The sequence below is a fragment of the bacterium genome (genome assembly GCA_016124905.1).
In the GTDB taxonomy this organism is placed as follows: Bacteria; Pseudomonadota; Alphaproteobacteria; order Rickettsiales; family RI-342; genus RI-342.
This window is the reverse complement of sequence record WGMV01000008.1, coordinates 69130-88065: the sequence shown is the minus strand read 5'-3', so window position 1 is coordinate 88065 and position 18936 is coordinate 69130. Positions and strand designations below refer to the sequence as shown.

Below are 18936 nucleotides of genomic sequence, written 5' to 3'. Positions count from 1 at the left end.
GAATCTTTCGGTGGAGTTTAGTGGCTTGTCGGAAATTTGAAAAGCGGTTTGCAAACAACCGGATTAAAGCAGGTATTCCGGTCCGCCGTTATTCGGGCGGTTGGGTGTCTGGTCGGGGCCGCCGACGGTGGTTGTCTGCCCGGTCACGGTGGTGCCTTCCTGCAGGATGAGCATGGCGGTGTTCACTGCATGCTGCATGTTGTCGTAATGAATGGCATCGCCGGAGGCATCGAACCCGAGGCTGGTGCCGTCCATTCCATAAAGGTCCGCCAGCTCCGGCGAGGGTGACATGACCGCGGCGGCATTGGCGTTCAGCGTGTCGGCATCGCCGGGCCGCAACCCCGGCAAAAGACCGTCCGACAATGCGGAAGCGGGTACATACCGGGTGAGCGGACTACCCGCCTCTTGCAGGAAGGATTGGAGATCGGCCTCATTTGTAAAATGAACATTCTCGAGCATGTTGTTATAGTAAGACGATATTTGCGGGGTATGCGCCTCGATGGCATCCCTAATCATGTTGCGGGCCAATGTGTCGAAATCCACGCCTGCTTTGGCCGCCATGTGCATGTAGGCATTGTGATAGGCTTCAAGATCTTCGCCATGAAGGTATTGCGCCGGATCCTGAAAGACGCCGAACTCGGTTTGCAGCATGTTGAAATAGGCCACCTGGATGGAGGGGTCTCCCTGCATCTGCATGAGGATGAGCGGTGTGCGTCCGGCGGCAATGGTTTGCATATCCGCACCGGGATTCTGCTGCATCACGCGTTCATACATCACGCGAATGGATGCGGTGCCCGCGGCATAATGGGCGAAGGCCTCTTCTTGCGGTGTAGGCGGGCGAGCGCCCGTGGCTTCGTAAAATGCATTCGTATCCACCCCGGCCGATTCGAGATAGGCGCGTATTTCCTCCTGCGAGCCACCAAACACCGGCAGCAATGTCTCGGCTACATAATCCAGACGCGGATCATCCGGGCGGAGGCTTTGCACCACGCTGCCGACGATGGCCATGTCCTTGTACATAAACGGCATGGGGTAATTAAGCTGGCCGTGCTCATCCATTCCCGCCCCGCCCAGCACGGCAAAGCCCTGCGGCGTGAGATCCAGCTGATTGTTGGTGGCGCGTGGATCGTGCAGATCGGTCAGCAGAACGAAGATGCCGATGGTCTCGCCATTGACCTGTCGCGTGACGAAGGCCACATTGCCCTGCGTGAACGCCGTATCCTTGTTCATGGGTACGGCGGCGGTGTAACTGAACCCGTTGAAATACTGGCCCGGGTCGCCTTCCGGCAGGCGCTGGCCGAGCGAGGTCTTCTGACTCCAGAGATCGTAATAGGTCGCCCAATCGGCCGTAACGGGTTCATAGCCATTGCCGGGCACAAGCCGGGTGCCGTCATAGGGGGAAACATGAATGGGCGGTAAGGGATAGTAGGTGGCTGGCGCGGGCATTTCCGCCGCACGCAGTACAGCATTGCGGGGATTGGAGGTAATCCCTTGAAATATCGCCGATGGCAATCGGTCATCCATGGTGGCCATAACCGTATCGACCGAGGTATAGTCAATGGCCCGGTCATAAGGGTCGCCATCAACGGTGTAACCGGTGATATTGGCGTACAGTACCTGCGCGTAGGCGCCTTTTTCCGCCAGTTCCTCAGGGGAATCCACGCCATATTGATGCATCAGCGCTGTAACGAGGTACTGGCGGAGATTCTCCCGGGCTTCTGGGCTTAAGTCGCTCATATTAAGGCCTTTTGATGGCCTTCATCCTAGCATATGAATGTTAATTTATTAATACATCCTAGCTGGAACGGCCGATCCCTCGTGCATTGTCGCGCAGGTCATTGGGGTTGGCGCGGCCGTCGCGGTTATCGTCCGCATGGTAGAGAGGCGCGCGGCCGTCGCGATTGTCCTCGCGGCCATAAGGTTGATTATCGACGGGGGAACGTCCGTAATTGTTGCTGCGGTAGCTCTCGGTCGCGCCGCGGCTGTCCGGCATGCCTGCCGTACCATCGCGCGTGGTGTAGCGACCGGCCTGATCGGCGGCGGTTTGCGCATAGGCGTTCATGCAAGTGAAACTTGCCACGGCGGCAAGGGTGATGAGAAGCGGTTTCATGGCTGCCTCCTGTGCTGGGTTGGAATGCAGCATGCTAGCAGCCGGGTTGTTTTTAGCTGTGGGGATATGCGGAAGAAATCATAAGTTTTCCGCTAATCAGCGGCAGGTTTACCGGGCCCAAGGACGAAATCCAGCAGGCCCTGGAAATCGTTTGACGTCGCATCCGCCTTAACCCCCAGTTCCTCGACAGGCAGGTTGAAACGGTTCACCCAGTAGGTCGGGTAGCCGAAGCTTTTGGCGCCGTAGGCATCCCAGCCGCCGAATGCCGCAAACAGAATCTCTTCCTTCTTCAACCCGAGATGTTCCATGCCAAGCGCATAGGCTTTGGGATCGGGCTTATAGGTGCCGTTGACCTCGGTGCTGAGAAGTTCATCGAACAGGTTTGCAATGCCTGCGTTCTCCGCATTGGCGTGCAGCATCGGTTTGCTGAAGTTGGCGATGGTGATGATGCGGATGCCCGTGGCTTTCAGTTTTTTCAGGCCCGCCTCGGCATCCGGCCAGGGTTTGAGGGAGAGGTAGGCGTTCAGCAGCTGTTTGCGCTGCGGCTCCGTCGCCTTGAGCTTCATGCCGGCTATGGTGTAATTCATGGCGTCTTCGGTCAGCTTGAAAAAATCCTCATGCGTGCCGGCGATAGAGCGGAGAAAGCAATATTCAAACTGCTTGGCCCGCCATGCCTTGGTGAATTCCATGCCCTTGCCGGGGAAGAGCCTTTCAGCCTCGGGAACAACCGAATTGGGATTGAAGATCACGAAATAATCGAAGGCCACCGCCTTATAGCGCGGCGCGGGCTGCGCATGGGAAGGCGCAGCCGCACCCAGGCACAGGAACGCCGTCATGATCATGGCCAACAACCTGGTGTGCATGATTATCTCTTTCCCTATGCCGGTCCCTGTGACGGCGCATCCTAGTTTATGCGGGAAGCTTTGCAAGTGGTTGAACCAAAGCGGTTCGTCCCGGGTTGAGAATGGTGTATGGTGACTCATTACATGGGAGGTAGCGTTGCGAAAGCTTCTGTATTTCATCATCTGCGCGGCGAGTTTTCTGATGGCCGTGGTGTTTTCCAACATCCTGCTCGGCATCGTGTTTCCGAATTCCCTGCTGGGTATCGGCTCGTTCGTGAGTTATGCCATCGGATTTTTCGTGGCGCGCTTCGTGTGGATGCGCCTGCAAACAACTGGTGCAGGAGGCGCGGAAGGGCCTTTCGTCTGCATCGCCACCGGTGCCATCATGCTGGGCGCCATCGGCTTCACCGGGGGATTTTTCGGCCCCATGATGTTCGCGCCAGAGGCCAACCAGGGGCCGTTACTCGGCATTTTTTACACCGGGCCGATCGGGTTTCTATTGGGAGGGGTTGCAGGGTTTGTGTGGTGGCTGGTGAAGCGGCGGGCTTAGTGGGGTGGTACGGGGATGGCTGCATCAGACTGACATACATGGATATATCGATTTACAATATTCATGGGCCCTTTCATAAACGAATGATCTGGAATCCATAACAAGGACGTGCATGGAAAAAGTCCGCCAGCGCCTTAAAATAACAGGCTTGGCTTTTATCTGGGGAGCAAGCGGATTATGTGCGGCCATCGCCCTGCTGGTTCTGGGGGGCTGGCTGACAAAAAACCTGCCGCTAGTGCAAATCCACCCGGAATTCCCCGCTATGCAGTTCAATACGGCTTTGTGTTTTTTAGGAAGCTGTCTCTCCCTGGTATTATTAAACACCAAGTGGCGGCGCAGTGCATTGTTACCAGCTGGCTTATCCGGCCTCTTGGCCGGGTTAACGCTTATGCAGTATGCCACCGGCGCCAGTTACGGCATAGATACACTATTTATTGAGCCTTTTACTGCGGCAGGCACAACAGCGATCGGGCGCATGGCCCCCAATACCGCTGCCGCATTCCTTTTCTTAAATATAGCGCTTACGGTTTGCGTCGCCACGGCTCTGCGAGGCCTTAGCGCCTTTACCGGACTTCTGGCGGCCAGTCTGGCCACCGCTTTAGGCATTGTGCCTTTGCTGGGATATGTAAGCCAGGTGGAAGCCGCCTATGGCTGGAAAGATTTCGCGGGTATGGCCATCCATACGGCGTTTTGCTTCATGCTGTTAGGGATGGCGACGCTGACATATGCATGGAGGAAATTAGGGAATGCCTTTTGGATGCCGCTGCCGATGGGCATCGGGCTCGTTGTCGTCGCCCTTTCCATGGCATATGCCCTGCACAGCCAGGAACATGCTCATCTAAAGTCGATTGTGCAGGCGGAAGCAGAGCATTTGACGCGGGAAACCGAGCGGCAATTCATGGACATACATCAAGCTTTGTGGCGCATCAGCCGGCGCTGGCAATCCGCGGGTGGAACGCCAGAATCCCTTTGGAGAAGCGATAGCCGCGCCTATTTGCAAACGTATCCTTACCTCAGGGCGCTGATCCGGTTTGATCCGTCAGGAAAAGCTGTTTGGAAGGAAACAAAGGCGCATAATGCCGATTTTTCTAAAATGATGGCGCATATTACCGAACATGCCGCTTTATCCATGAAAAACATAAAGGATAGAAACATCCCACTAAATATTGGAACGGGTGGCCTTTCTTCCGATACCAAAACATATATTATTTCTTTTTCGTTATATCATGGCCAAGCTAATGACGGAGTAATGATTGCAGTCCTAGACGTGGAGAAATTTTTTCAAACCCTTCTCACATCTGCATTAAATGCACGAATTTTTCTGAGTGCATCACAGAATGATGAAACTATTTTTTCTATGTCTACGTCGGTTGATCCGAACCATCCTTATAAAGTATCTTTATCGCTCGAAAGCGACATTACACCCAACTGGGTATTACATGTTCAACCTACTGAATCTTTAGAAAGACAAACGATCACGCGCCTGCCTTGGGTGGTGCTGATCGCCGGGTTGCTTATCTCAAGTTTTGCGGTGTTTTCGCTTATTCTGCTTCTAAGGTTACAGCTAAGCGATCGTTTGTTGAAAGAGCGCAAAGCGAAGTTACGTGCCGCAATGCAAGATGCAGCAGATGGCATTGTGTTAATTAATGGCCAAGGGCAAATCGAAGAATTCAATTCGGCATGTGAAATATTGTTTGGGTATGAAGCTGCCGAAGTGATGGGAAAGAACGTAAAGATTCTTATGCCAGAGCCTTATCACAGGGAGCATGATGGCTACCTGAAAAACTATCAGCAAACAGGTGTGCGGAAAATCATTGGCATTGGCCGCGAGGTTAAAGGCAAACGAAAGGACGGGATGATTTTCGATATTGATCTGCGGGTTAGCGAGGTAAAGATTCCCGGCCGCACGCTCTATATGGGCATGTTCCGTGACATTACCGAACGCAAAAAGCTGGAGCAGGAAACCGCTAAACTGATTGCGGTGATTGAGGAATCCTCCGAATTCATCGGTATGGCGGATATGGAAGGCAATCTACAATACCACAATCCTAGCGCCAAGAAAATGGTCGGCCTACCGGATGATTTCGATATGTCGAAGCTGAAAATAGCCGACATGCATCCAGCTTTCGCGTTTGAACGCATGAAAGAAAAAGTGCTGCCCAAAGTAATGGAAAAAGGGGTTTGGAAGGGCGAGAATATACTTTTACACCAGGATGGCAGGGAAATACCTGTTTTGCAGACATTGGTGCTGCATAAAGACGCAACAGGGACGCCGCTATACATAACCACCATTATTCAAGATATTTCGCTGCAAAAAGCGCAGGAAGAGGCTCTTAGACGCAGTGAGGAAGGCTTGCAACTCGGCTGGAAGGGAACGGGAATTGGATTGTGGGATTGGGATATCGTTACAAATCGTTTAAATTTTTCCGACCGTCTTAAAGAACTTCTTGGTTACCATCACAATGAAATTTCAGACCAGTTTCCAGAGTGGGAAAGCCGGGTGCATCCGGATGATCTCGCTCCGACACTGGAAAAGCTCCAGGCGCATCTGGCGCAGGAAGGGCCCTACGATACCGAGTATCGTATGAGAACCAAAAACGGGGAATGGCATTGGTATCACGCAAGCGGCCAGGCTGCTTGGAGCCAAGAAGGAAAACCGCTGCGCATGGCAGGAAGCCTGGAAGATATCACCCATCGCAAGCAAGCTGAGGAAATGCAACGACATCTCATGGACAAGCTGGCCGAATCCAATACCGAACTGGAGCGCTTCGCTTATGTAGCTTCGCATGATTTGCGCGGGCCTCTCCGCCTCATCGCTAATTTTGCCGCACTGCTCAAGAAAGAATATGCGCGCCAATTGGATTCAGGCGGGCAGGAATATATCGGAGTCATCAATGAATCCGCCATGCGTATGCATAGCATGGTGGGCGACCTTCTTGAATATGCCCGTATCGGCAATGAGGAGATGCGCTACAGCAAGGTCAGCATGGAAGACCAGATGCGGCAAGTGAAGGAGAATCTGGCGTCATTCATTGCCGAACACCGGGCCAGCATAACGCATGACGCGTTGCCGGAGGTGATGGGCAACCCTATTCAGCTTATGCGCCTTCTGCAAAATCTGGTGGGGAACGCGATTAAATTCCATGCAAAGGATACGCTGCCACAGGTTCATGTCAGTGTGAAAGAACAAGAGAATTACTGGCGCTTTGAAGTGAAGGACAACGGCATCGGTATGGCGCCTGAATATACCACGCAGATTTTTGAACCCTTCCGGCAGCTGCATGCGCGCAATGAATATATGGGGACCGGGATTGGACTCGCCATCTGCAAGCGTATCGTGGAAAAGCATGGAGGCATAATCGGGGTGGAATCCGAGCCAGAAAAGGGAAGCGTTTTCTACTTCACGATATCAAACTAGGGCGCCTAGCGCATTGGATTTTCTCGCAAGCGGGCGCATTGGCGGCATAATTGCATGCATTTGGGGCAGGCTCTGTCTTGTTGCTTGCAAAGCATGTGACGGCATTTCCTAATTCATTAAACGCAATCGCATCGAAACCGCATTGCTTGGCAATCAGCAATCCACGGCCATGAAGCGATCGGTGATCCGTCGGTATATTCATCCGCTGATGCCAATCGAACCCTTTGCCTTGGTCACGGATGGATAGCCGGATAAAACATCCGTCCCGTTCACATTTAATCTCAATATATTTTTCCTTGTTTTCCGGCAGTGCCAGCCGTTGATTCAGCTCTTTACCAAAAGAACCGTTACGCAATAGCGTGCTTTTTGTATCCCTATCCATGCCAAGGTTGCCGTGCTCCACTGCGTTGAGCAAAAGCTCGTAGATACCGATCATCACATCGAGTGAATTTGGTAAATCTTTCGCAATATGCCGGGCGAGAGGGAAAATCTCTTCCGCATCCTTGATATAATACCGGGCGATGTTTGCCATAGCGTTAATCCATGCGTCGGATGAAGGTCAGGCTTAAGTCATCCTCTGCCGGCAGAGAAATATGCCGACTGAAATGGTTAAGCATTGATTCTTTCATTTTTAATGCAGGCTCATTTTTTTGCCCTGCAAGGACAGTTTTCATTTCCTCTTCGCTGATACATTTTCCTGAAGCGTTGGGTGTTTCGGTTAACGCGTCGCTATAGAGCATAAACGTATCACCGGGCTTGAAATCGATGCTCTTCGTTTCATAGAACTGCAGGCAGATGCCAAGCGGCGCCCCTGTACCGTCGATCATCTCTACGTTGCCATTTTTACGCAGAATCAGTGGGTGCGGGCTGCAGGCGCAGGCATAATGCAGTTTGTTTCCCTTTGTATCAAGGATGCCATAAAACATGGTGGCAAAATAACCGCGTATCAGCAAATGCAACAGCTTGTCATTCAAGTGAGAGAGATAATCGCCAGGCCGGGCTGCGCATTCGGAATGCTCCATTATATACGCTTGCAAGCGAAACGCATTAAGCGCTGCCGTGACTCCGTGACCTGAGAAATCCACCATCCAGAATGCCGTCTGATGTGGGAACAACCGCTTCATACCCCAAAAATCGCCGCCGATTTCGGAAGAGGTATTCAAATGCGCCGCGATATCCAGCTTGCAATTTTTTCGCATCTCTTCCATTTCCATCTCGGATGGCAAAATGGTGGATTGTAACTCGCTGGCGCTTTTTAACTCCAACTCCAAACGCTTTTTATAGCGCTCCAGGCTTTTCATCGCCAATCGGTTCTCCAAATGCACTTTCACTCGCGCATAGAGCTCCTCTGAGTGAAGCGGCTTGTTAACGAAATCACTGGCGCCGGCTTCAAATGCCTGAAAGCGCATTTTTTCATCGGTGAGCGAAGTCAGCATTAGAATCGGCATATTTTTCTGTTTTGACTGTGTGCGAATCCATTTGCAGCAGTCAAGGCCGTTTAATCCCACCATAAAAATATCGAGGATAATCAGGTCCGGCTGTATGCGATCGAGCTGTGTCATTGCTTTCACGCCACTATCCACAGAATAAATTTGACTAAACCCTCGATCTTTCAACGTTTTTTCAATTAAAAAACGACTGATGGCATCGTCATCGACGATCAAAATAGTGGACTGGTAGAGTTCGGACACCGGCTCCCCCACACTCATGTATGACTTGTTTAATAGCTGAAGAACTGATGGAAACACGCCATGTCAAAGATGCGTTTCACTTGCCCGGACACCCCTTGTATCAACAGTTGCTTGTTGTGTTTTTTTGCTTCGTCATGCGCAAGAAGAAGCATGCCAAGAGCCGCCGAATCCACAAACTCCACCCGTTCCAAGTGCAACGTAATTTTTGTGATGTCGGGGGTGCTGATTTTATCCAGTACCGCTTCACGGAACTCCGGATTATCGTTAAAGGTGAAGCGGCCATGCAGATGCACGCTGTGAATTCCATTTGAGCTTTGCGCGATTGTTTCCATGCTGGCCTTCCCCTAAAATAAATCGATATTATCGCTGCCTGTTTGCATGTCCGTGGACACGATGACGATGTCTGGCAGGAAATTATCGTCGCGCATTTTGGTGGCATAACGCTGCTTGATTTCGCCCAGCGTTATGACAGCAAGGATGGAATCGGCCATACGCTGAATAAGCGAAGTATCGCGCCGGTCGAAGCGGCGACAGAAATCGAATAAAGACAGACACTTGTTTACAATGCGAACCGCATTATCCATCATCTGCGTGTTTTTGTCCTGGAATTGCAGGTTGACCACCATGCCTTGGATGCTTTGGGCTATTTCAAGGGAGGTATTGGCCGAAGATTGCATCACTTCCATGGTTTTTTGGTTTTGCTGTGTTAAGCCCTTCATTAGGGCATCTAACGTTTCTTTGGCTTCTAAATTGGCATTCATATCGATGGTAGCAACTTCCTTGAGCACACCGTAGCTTTTAGCGACATTTTTCATGATCACCTCGGTGCGAACGGTCATGGCTTGCGATAATTCCTCGACTTGTTGGGATACGCCCTTTACTTCCTCCGCCACGATCATGAAACCTTTACCCACTTCGCCCGCCCTTGCCGCTTCAATCGTTGCGTTTAACGCCAATAATTTTGTTTTTTTCGTAATCTGCTGCACCTCTTTAGAGAAATGCTCGATCTCCTTCAGGTTCTTGATCGCATCGTCCATGCCATAGACCATCTCAATGGCCTTTTTGGAGACGAAAAGCAGTTTGCCGATAGCATCGTCCACCGTTGTGCTGAAAAGACTGGTAAATTCCTGCAGTGAAATTTTCTTATCTTCCAAGTCAATACTGCCGATCGCAATCAGCAGGGACTGTACCAGTTCGCTTTGCGTGGTAGCGCTGTTGGCCAATGATTTAAAACGCTCGGTTAGATCGCAGCTGGCGCGCTCCACTTCTCTGGCAGCTTCCGGAAGCAGCGATTCAAGCAGCTCTAGCGCACCACTGGCAGCACAGGCACGCGCGACATCTTCAGGAGAATGCTCAAGCCGGTAGGCACTTGGCTCAACGTCTTGTTCAAGCATAAAGGCGTTTGATGCGCGGGCCAACGTCATGGGCGCTCCTCTCGTTTCTCGCAATGCTGCAAAAGCGTTTTTGGTATATCAATCAATGACTTTTCAATCTGAACTGCGCCGATCTTCATAGCAACAGCCGGCATCCCATACACCACGCAGCTTGCCTCGTTTTGGCCGATGGTGAAGGCACCATGGTCGCGCATGGCCTTCAATCCCACCGCACCATCCTTGCCCATGCCGGTCAAAATTACCCCCACCGCTTGCGGTCCTGCCGCCTCAGCAACCGAATGGAACAGCACATCTACCGAAGGTTTATGACCGGATACATTTGGCCCATCCTCCAGCTTGCAGATCAACTCCCCGCCTTTGCGTATAACTTTCAAATGCCGGTCGCCCGGTGCAATATAGGCATGTCCCGTCGCCAGCCGGTCACCGTCTGCCGCCTCCATCACGCACATCTGCGAAACGCTGTCGAGACGTGAAGCGAAAGAACGCGTAAAGCGCTCCGGCATATGCTGAGTGACAACGATGGGCGGCGCATTGCCCGGTAAGCGCTGAAAAATATCTTTTAGCGTTTCCACACCACCGGTGGATGCCCCGATCGCGATGACATGGCGTGCGCCTATCGCAGGATAAAAAGGAATGATGCCTGATGCCTCGAGCGGGCTTGTCCGGACACGCCGCTGGATTCTGGCGCTGGCGGCAGCGCGTACTTTCGCTACAAGTTCATTTTTTAGCAAGGCAATGGTTTTCTCGGTTTGGTGCTCTACTGGTTTGGCGATGGCGTCAAACGCGCCGATTTCCAGAGCGCGCAAGGTGGCGTCCGCGCCACGCTGCGTGAGGGAGGAAATCATGATCACCGGCATTGGCCGCAGCGCCATGATCTTCTCCAAGAAAGAAAGGCCGTCCATTTTCGGCATTTCGATATCGAGTGTCAGCACATCCGGATTTAATCGTTTAATCTTTTCGCGTGCCTCCAGCGGATCGCATGCCGTATCCAGCACTTGAATATCCGGCTCCGAGCTCAGCAGTTCGGTGAACATCTGCCGAATGAGCGCGGAATCGTCAACAATGAGCACAGTGATTGGTTTCATAATTCAGCTCATCAAAACAGCTCAATGTTACCTTCAATGGGCTTGGCGTTAATGGAGCGCGTGTAACGTGCCTCTTCCTGGACCACGGCCATGTCCTCGCGGCGCTTAAGCGCACGTACCAACGCCTTCCCGGTCTGGGGGTAGTAATGCACACGGCGGGGATAATCGCCTTCCAGATCTTGCGAGGCGATGGTAAATCCCTCCTTGCTCAAGAAGCTGCGAATGAATGCTGCATTTTTTGAGCCGATGCGGGCAGAGTTGTTGATGACATTGCCTCCCCCGAATACTTTGATCTCCAATCTATCTTTACGTCCGCCCGCCTTCAGAATGCCGTTAATCAAACTTTCCATTGCGAATACGCCGTATCGTGCCGCATCGCTCAAAACCGCGGTGTTCTCATCGCCAGGTAGCAAAAAATGGTTCATGCCGCCGACATGAGCGATGGGATCTCGGATACATGCGGCTACGCAGGAGCCGAGAATCGTTGCTAGCATTTCGCAATTTTTAGTGACGTACCAATCGCCGGAGAAGATCTTAACTACATCGATGCCTTCTTTCGCATCATGGAAGCGTTTCGTGCCATGGAAATACGTATCAACGGGCAATTCATCATTCTTGCGCCGTTCCAGCATCTTATGATCAGGCCGCACAATCATTTAATTCTCCGGTAAATTGTGCGCCCGCGAAGTTCGAAACGATCGCATATATTGGTAAGGTTCTCGGAATGACCGATATAGAGCCAGCCACCGGGCTTTATGTGATCGGCGATGCGTGAGAATAATTTTGCCTGGGTGGGTTTATCGAAATAAATCACCACGTTACGGCAGAAGACCGCGTCGAACTGGCCTTTCATCGGCCAGGTATCCAGCAGGTTGAGGTACTTGAATGCGATTAACTCTTTCAAAGCGGGCGACATGCTCAAGTGTTGCCCGTCGATATCGAGCATGCTGCGATAGGTAGTCGGGATATTTTCCAACTCTGACTTTGGATAGATGCCCGCTTTACCTTTCTCCACCATGTTGGTGTCGATGTCGGTGGCTAGAATGCGTGCGTCCCAGGAAGCGATATTCGCAATCGCCGCTTTCATGACCATGGCAATGGAATAGGGTTCCATGCCAGAAGAGCAAGCCGATGACCAGATACGCAAGTGTTTTTCGCTTTTATTTGCCATAGGCTTCAGCACCTGTTCACGCAAATGCTCGAAATGATGCCCTTCCCGGAAAAAGCTGGTGAGATTGGTGGTGATGGCATTCACCAGGTTGCTCATTTCTGCTGCGCCTTCCGGGCTTTGCAATAGTTCGCAATAACTAGCAAAATCCTTCAGATCTAGCGCGCGCAGGCGGCGAGCAAGGCGAGAATAAACCATATCCCGCTTGTGTGCCGCCAGCACAATGCCCGTATGATCGTGCACCAGCTGGCCAAGAAAACGGAATTCACGTTCACCGAAGGCGAATTCTCTTTCTGATCGAAATATGGCCGTATTGCTCATAACAGCGTTCCTGTAAAATTAAGGAATTAAAATTCCTGCCAGCTATCATCGGCTGACGAAGCGCCTGCCATTTTCAAGACTTTGGCCGCAGATGATTTATTTGCTGCTTTAGGCTTTGCGGCAGGCTTGCGCAGGGGGGAATTCGCACGCCGTTCGAATGACTTTATCTCTATTGCCGGTTTTACTAATGCGGCAGGCTCTTCGCTATTATCGATGGTGAAGAATGCCATCAGGCCTTCCAATGCCTGCGCCTGTTCCACCATTGATTGTGCAGCCGCGGTATTTTGCTCCACCAATGCGGCGTTTTGCTGGGTGGTTTCATCCATTTGTGTTACCGCCGTATTGATCTCATCAATACCGCTGGCCTGTTCTTGGCTGGCGCTGGCGATTTCGGATACGATGCTCGCCACTTTCTGCACTGAACCGACGATATCCTTCAACGTGGAGCCTGCCTTATTGACCAATTCCGCACCAGTCTTCACCTGGTTCGCGCTTTCGTTTATGAGTGTTTTGATCTCCTTCGATGCCGAAGCCGAACGTCCGGCCAGCGAACGCACCTCTGCCGCCACAACCGCAAAGCCCTTGCCTGCATCTCCGGCGCGCGCCGCTTCCACTGCCGCATTGAGGGCCAGAAGATTGGTCTGGAAAGCGATTTCATCGATCACACCGATGATGTCGGAGATTTTTTGTGAGGATTTCTCGATCGATCCCATGGCGGACACGGCTTCTTCCACCACCTTCCCGCCATCGGTTGCCACCTGATTGGCACTCGTGGACAGCTCGTTGGCGTTCTTGGCGTTCTCGGAGTTTTGCCGCACGGTGCCGGTAAGCTGTTCCATGCTGGCGGCGGTTTCTTCCAGGCTGGAGGCTTGTTCCTCCGTACGCTGGGACAAATCGGTTGAGCCAGAGGCGATCTCAGAAGCCGCTGAATTTACCGATTGCGCCGCTTCAATAATACCCTTCACCATGTCGTAGAGCTTATCTACCGTGGCATTTACCGCATTTTTGATTTCGCCAAACGTGCCCTGGTAATCCAGCTCCATTTTTTGGGTAAGATTACCTGAAGCAATGCCGGTAAGTACTTTTACCGCCTCGTTCATGCCTTGTTCGTTCTCCGTTCGCGTAAGTACCATTTGGGTAATGTCGGTAGCGAACTTGATGACCTTGTAAGGCTTGCCGTTAATATCCAGAATTGGGCTGTAAGTTGCTTGAATCCATATCTCTTTTCCGCCTTTACCGAAGCGCTTATATTCCGCTTGCTGATATTCACCGCGGTTCAAGCTATCCCAGAACTGACGGTATTCGTTACTGCTGCCGTAGGTACGGTCCACGAACATACGGTGATGCTTGCCTTTGATCTCATCCAGCGTATAGCCTAGTGCATTCTGGAAATTTTCATTGGCGGTGATGATGGTACCGTCCATATTGAATTCGATCACTGCCTGCGATTTACCAATGGCTTCGAAGACACTCGCCGCAGTTCGCCGTTCCATCTCCAGATTTGTGATATCGTAGCGTATCCCGATATATTTCTTTGGCTTGCCATTCTCCCCGAGTACGGGAGAAATCACCGCATCCACCCAATAGGGCGTGCCGTCTTTGGCCCGGTTCTTCACCACACCGCGGAATGTCTCGCCGCGGCTAATTGTATCCCACATTTCCTTGAACACTTCTTTTGGCATGTCTGGATGGCGGGTAGTATTATGTCCATGGCCGATCAGCTCCTTGGCGGGATATTTGGAAACTTCCAGGAATTTATCGTTGATGGTAACAATGTCGCCCTTCAGGTCCGCTTCGGAGACAATACTGGTCAGATTGGCGGTGCTCTTGAAGACACGAAGCTCTTCCGTTTCTTCAAGAATCTTATGCTGCTCGTTCCAATCCTGTAAAATACCCAGTGCTTTGCACGGTTTGCTTTGCGCATCCAATACGGGCATCAGCTGCCCAAACATCCAGCATTCTTTATCATCGCGTGTGTTAAAGCGAAGCTTGCGGCTGCAGGTTTCGCCGGATTGTATTTTTGCCAAAACCTCCTGTTGCACGGTGTCGGCCTTGCTACCAACATGTTTCAAAAGCTGGGACAGCTTTTTGCCTTGAACCTCTCTTAAATTGTAACCAAGCAGGTCAAGGAAGTTGGAATTGGCATTCATTATATGGCCAGCCATATCCATTTCGATCATGGTCTGTGACTGATCAAGCGCTTCAAGCCGGGCTTTCATTTCCTGGATTTCGGCGGTGCGGGATAGGCTAAACATAGGATACTCCTCGTTATAGAATTAAATGTTAGGCGGCAACGCGTTGGGTAGTGGCAGGATCAAACAGATGCTCCACCCCCAGCAGCACGACCATTCGATCCTCCAGGGAGATAAGGCCGTTTATGTAATCCGTGTTGGCATTGTCTTCGGCGCCAGGCGGGGGTTTGATCTGCTCAGAGCTAACGTCCAGAATGTCAGAAACAGTATCCACCAGTATGCCGATATTGCGCTCCCCCAGCGCGAGGATGATCACTACATGCTTCAACGTTGCTTCCGTGAGATGCTGGTGAAACCGCATACGTAAATCGAAAATCGGTATGATAAGCCCTCGAAGGTTCATCACACCGCGCATGAAATCCGGTGTATTGGGCAGACGCGTCGTCTCCTGCCAGCCCTTAATTTCACGCACGGTCATGATGTCCACACCATATTCCTCCTGCCCAATTGTGAAGGTGAGGAATTGCTGTGCGCTGAGATGTGAGTCCGTTGCCTCATTCATATTGCTCTCCCTATGCTACCAGCTCTAAGTGCGGCTTTTGTTGATGAAGCGCCTTTAGACCATTGATATCTAATATTAAAGAAACTCTGCCATCACCCAGAATGGTTGCGCCTGAAATGCCTTTAACGGGGTCTGCATTCGCTTCCAGGCTTTTAATGACGACCTGCTGCTGGCCAATCAACTCATCGACCACCAGCCCAAGCTTCATGCCGTTGCCTTCCACCAGCACGACCAATGCCTTGGCGGGGTCGGCTTCCGCCTTCTCAATCGAGAAGATGCGGTGGATGTAGATGATGGGAATGAACTCACCGCGCACATTAAGCACTTCAGCATGCCCTTCCACGCTCTTCACCTCACCAGGTTTGGGGCGCATCGTCTCGATTATGCTGGTGATGGGGATGATGTAATGCTCTGCGCCTACGCGTACGATCATACCGTCCAAGATGGCGAGCGTGAGCGGCAGGGATATGGTAAAAAGCGAGCCTTTCCCAGGCTGAGTGGTTAGCTTAACTGTGCCTTCCAGGCTTTCGATATTGCGCCGCACCACATCCATGCCGACACCACGCCCAGAGACGTTGGAGACCTTCTCCGCCGTGGAGAACCCAGGCAGGAAAATGAGGTTATCGCATTCCTCTTCCGTCAGCTGAGCATCCTCAGCCACCAATCCTTTTTCACGTGCCTTCGCCAGTACGCGTTCACGGTTGATTCCTGCGCCGTCGTCACGGATTTCCAGCACAATGCGGCCACCACGATGGTCAGCGGAGAGATGAATGGTGCCTTGCGCCGGCTTTCCCGACGCAAGACGTAAATCCGGCGCCTCAATGCCATGATCCACAGAGTTGCGAATCATATGCGTCAGGGGATCGGATAGTGATTCAATAACGGTCTTATCGACTTCGGTATTCTCACCCGACATCTCCAGCCGGATATCCTTACCCAGCTGCGCCGAGAGATCGCGTACGATACGGGGCATGCGCGAAAACACGGATTTGACGGGCTGCATTCGCACCGCCATTACCGCCTCTTGCAACTCACGGGTATGCTGGGAAAGCTCGTCTACGCCACGCATAAGGCCCACGAATTTCTCCGCAGGCAAATCACGCGTCTGCGCACGCAGCATCGCCTCGGTAATCACCAGTTCGCCCACCATATTGACCAAGCGGTCCACCTTATCCAGATCCACACGGATAGAGGTCGTCTGCGTACCCACTCGATCCTGTTGGTCACCGGTTGACAAGGTGATTTTATGTGCCGGAAACGGCGGTGCGTTGTTTTCTTCGCCAGCAACAGGAAGCGCCGGGGCTTCTTTAATGGTTAAGTCGCAGTAATCCTCGACAAATTCGAACACTTCGCGAATGGCAGCTTCATCGATTTCACCGCTCAATCTTATCTGCCAGCTTAAATAGCATTCTCCGGGATTCAGCTGATCGATCGTTGGTACGCGCCCAGTGTAAGCCGTGATATTTGTTTCACCCAGACGCTTCAGCTCCTGCAACAAAAGCAGCGGCTCGTTGCCGGTTAAGTAGAGCTGCGCATGGGGGGCGAACGTAATCTCATAATGTTTCAGTTCCGCCGTCTGCGCGGCATCGTGCATCTTAGGCTGCGCCGTTAGGCTTTGTGTGTTGCCAGCAATTGACTTAAGGGACTGTAATACTTCTTCGCCTAGGCTTTCCGGTGGCGTTATGTTTGCCTTAGCGGCATCCACCATGCGGGTGACAATATCAACGGCTTTCAATAGCGTATCCACCGCTTCACGGCTGGGTGCGACCTTCCCTTCGCGCATGCCATCGAGAAGCGCTTCCAATACATGAGTAAAATCAGTGATGTAGGTAAGACCAAATGCGCCGGAACCGCCTTTGATCGAGTGCGCACAGCGGAAAATGGCGTTTAGCTGCTCAGCGTCAGCGGCATCGCAATCCAGCGCGACCAGGAGATTTTCCATCTCTTCGAGCAGCTCGTAGCACTCGGTAATGTAGGTTTGCTTGAACTGGTCAAGGCTCATGCCGCAGCTCCCAACGGGCAGACTTTACGCACGACTTCAACCAGCTTATCGGGGTTGAAGGGCTTGACTATCCAGCCCGTGGCACCTGCTGCCTTACCTTCCTGTTTTTTGCTGTCGTCACCTTCGGTGGTAAGCATCAGGATGGGCGTGAATTTATAATTTGGATCACTCCGCAGGGATTGAATCAGCTCGAAGCCATTCATGTTCGGCATGTTCAGGTCGGTGATGATTGCATCCACCTTTATACCGTTGATTGAGGCGAGCGCGTGCTTGCCATCTTCGGCCTCAATCACCTCATAACCAGCGCCTTTTAAGGTAAAGGAGACCATCTCGCGCATGGTTTTTGAATCATCGACGGTAAGAATTTTCTTTGTCATTGTCATTGCTCCTTATGCGTTCGAAGAATTAACCAGCCAGCTTAGGCCCATGTCGGCAAGCGCTTGACTAAAAAGGGGTTGATACCCTGTAATCCTGAACTCACCTTCCACAGCAGTGACGCTTTTATGGAGCGACACAAGAACTTGCGCGCCTGACGAGGTGAGATTTTCCACTTGCGATGCATTGAACAGGAATGGGTGATGCGAGGCGATCGATAGCCCACGCAGTGCCTCTGTTACAACATCCGCCGTTTCAGCGGTTAGTTGCGCAGGCAGCGTAAAAGAAGGCTCGTTATTGGCTTGCATTGCCATCTCCACAAGGTGGTCATGAAGCCATTGTGGGGATGCCGAGTTAAAAACTTTTCTAATTATTACTCATCGTAAATTGCAACTCAGCCCAAGATACAACCAGTGATATGAGGAATGAGAAAAATATATGAAAACAATGTGATAGAAGCTACATCACCGGCAAGGAAACCGTTTTCGCCCAGTAGCGCATGACGGTTTCTATGGATTCCATGTATTGTTCCATATCCACGCTTTTTTGGATAAAACCAGCGGCACCGGAGCGGTAAGCCTCGCGCATTTCTTTCTTACTGATGCTGTTGGTCAGGATAATGACCGGCAGTTCTGCGGTTTCGGAATTGCTCTTAATGGATTTCAACAGTTGCAGACCGGTAATTTTGGGCAATGAAAGATCAAGGATGATCAAATCCGGCATTGCCTTGCCATGTTTCTCATGATGGTTTTGCAGAAAATCGCCTACCGTTTCCGAATCATGAATAACGTGCAGATCCACTTGCTCCGAACAAACAGAAAGGGCTTTTCTAAATAGGATCACATCGGCGGGGCTGTCTTCAACCAGCAATACATGAAGCGTTTCTGTGCGGGTTTTTTGAATGATATCGCTGGCTATTCCTTCGCCGATCTCGTCATCCAGTTTCGCACCTTCATAAAAAAACAGCGGCGGCACATTGAGGATTTTGGCAAATTGAAGCAGTTTGCTCAATGATACCTGGCTGGCGCCGGTTTCATATTTTTGCATTTGCTGGTAAGATAATCCCATCATTTGCGCCAACTGCGTCTGACTCATTTTAAGCAGTTTGCGCCGCTCACGAATGCGTTGCCCGACATAGGTATAAACAGAATGATGCGGTTCTATGCTCACTGCGGGCGAAACTCACCTTCAAGTGTGGAAGCATTTATAATTACACGCAAAAGTTT

The 18936-nt window shown here is 51.6% G+C and carries 18 protein-coding genes; 2 read left to right on the top strand and 16 right to left on the bottom strand.

The features are described 5' to 3' along the window. Positions 1–63: 63 nt before the first annotated feature. From GC177_02580 to GC177_02570, 3 genes are all read right to left on the bottom strand, one after another. The gene (locus GC177_02580) at positions 64–1737 is read right to left on the bottom strand and encodes a hypothetical protein (GenBank protein ID MBI1274840.1); all 1674 of its coding nucleotides are present in this window, start codon (positions 1735–1737) and stop codon (positions 64–66) included. Positions 1738–1795: 58 nt separating this feature from the next. Then, positions 1796–2110, bottom strand: a complete 315-nt coding sequence (locus GC177_02575) for a hypothetical protein (GenBank protein MBI1274839.1) — start codon at positions 2108–2110, stop codon at positions 1796–1798. Between the two features lie 92 nt (positions 2111–2202). Then, positions 2203–2973 carry a haloacid dehalogenase type II gene (locus GC177_02570; protein MBI1274838.1) on the bottom strand — a complete coding sequence of 257 codons (771 nt, stop codon included), beginning with the start codon at positions 2971–2973 and terminating at the stop codon, positions 2203–2205. A gap of 136 nt (positions 2974–3109) precedes the next feature. On the opposite strand from GC177_02570, the gene GC177_02565 reads away from it, so the two are divergent. Then, positions 3110–3502: a hypothetical protein gene (locus GC177_02565; GenBank protein ID MBI1274837.1), complete on the top strand. Its 393-nt coding sequence runs from the start codon at positions 3110–3112 to the stop codon at positions 3500–3502. A gap of 112 nt (positions 3503–3614) precedes the next feature. Further along, a complete protein-coding gene (locus tag GC177_02560; GenBank protein ID MBI1274836.1) occupies positions 3615–6920 on the top strand; it encodes a PAS domain S-box protein in 3306 nt (1101 codons plus the stop codon). Here the strand turns inward: GC177_02560 and GC177_02555 are convergent. The 13 genes from GC177_02555 to GC177_02495 all read right to left on the bottom strand — a co-directional run bounded on the left by GC177_02555 (position 6904) and on the right by GC177_02495 (position 18880). Beyond that, a complete protein-coding gene (locus GC177_02555; protein ID MBI1274835.1) occupies positions 6904–7452 on the bottom strand; it encodes a hypothetical protein in 549 nt (182 codons plus the stop codon). The genes GC177_02560 and GC177_02555 overlap by 17 nt on opposite strands. Positions 7453–7456: 4 nt before the next feature. Further along, a complete protein-coding gene (locus tag GC177_02550) occupies positions 7457–8629 on the bottom strand; it encodes a SpoIIE family protein phosphatase (protein ID MBI1274834.1) in 1173 nt (390 codons plus the stop codon). Positions 8630–8640: 11 nt separating this feature from the next. Continuing rightward, the gene (locus GC177_02545; GenBank protein MBI1274833.1) at positions 8641–8943 is read right to left on the bottom strand and encodes an anti-sigma factor antagonist; all 303 of its coding nucleotides are present in this window, start codon (positions 8941–8943) and stop codon (positions 8641–8643) included. Between the two features lie 12 nt (positions 8944–8955). Further along, on the bottom strand, positions 8956–10035 hold the full coding sequence (locus GC177_02540) for a hypothetical protein (protein MBI1274832.1): 1080 nt from the start codon (positions 10033–10035) through the stop codon (positions 8956–8958). Continuing rightward, positions 10032–11090, bottom strand: a complete 1059-nt coding sequence (cheB, locus tag GC177_02535) for a chemotaxis-specific protein-glutamate methyltransferase CheB (GenBank protein MBI1274831.1) — start codon at positions 11088–11090, stop codon at positions 10032–10034. The genes GC177_02540 and cheB overlap by 4 nt, the downstream gene beginning before the upstream one ends. 11 nt (positions 11091–11101) lie before the next feature. Next, a complete protein-coding gene (gene cheD, locus GC177_02530; GenBank protein MBI1274830.1) occupies positions 11102–11722 on the bottom strand; it encodes a chemoreceptor glutamine deamidase CheD in 621 nt (206 codons plus the stop codon). 20 nt (positions 11723–11742) lie between these two features. After that, on the bottom strand, positions 11743–12579 hold the full coding sequence (locus GC177_02525; protein ID MBI1274829.1) for a chemotaxis protein CheR: 837 nt from the start codon (positions 12577–12579) through the stop codon (positions 11743–11745). A 26-nt stretch (positions 12580–12605) separates the two neighbouring features. Further along, positions 12606–14834, bottom strand: a complete 2229-nt coding sequence (locus GC177_02520) for a PAS domain-containing protein (protein ID MBI1274828.1) — start codon at positions 14832–14834, stop codon at positions 12606–12608. 28 nt (positions 14835–14862) lie between these two features. Beyond that, a complete protein-coding gene (locus tag GC177_02515; GenBank protein MBI1274827.1) occupies positions 14863–15333 on the bottom strand; it encodes a chemotaxis protein CheW in 471 nt (156 codons plus the stop codon). A gap of 10 nt (positions 15334–15343) precedes the next feature. Continuing rightward, positions 15344–17335: a chemotaxis protein CheA gene (locus GC177_02510; protein MBI1274826.1), complete on the bottom strand. Its 1992-nt coding sequence runs from the start codon at positions 17333–17335 to the stop codon at positions 15344–15346. Then, positions 17332–17712, bottom strand: a complete 381-nt coding sequence (locus GC177_02505) for a response regulator (GenBank protein ID MBI1274825.1) — start codon at positions 17710–17712, stop codon at positions 17332–17334. Before GC177_02505 ends, GC177_02510 begins: the two co-directional genes overlap by 4 nt. Before the next feature lie 12 nt (positions 17713–17724). After that, the gene (locus GC177_02500) at positions 17725–18024 is read right to left on the bottom strand and encodes an STAS domain-containing protein (protein MBI1274824.1); all 300 of its coding nucleotides are present in this window, start codon (positions 18022–18024) and stop codon (positions 17725–17727) included. Between the two features lie 145 nt (positions 18025–18169). After that, the gene (locus tag GC177_02495) at positions 18170–18880 is read right to left on the bottom strand and encodes a response regulator (GenBank protein ID MBI1274823.1); all 711 of its coding nucleotides are present in this window, start codon (positions 18878–18880) and stop codon (positions 18170–18172) included. Positions 18881–18936 lie beyond the last annotated feature (56 nt).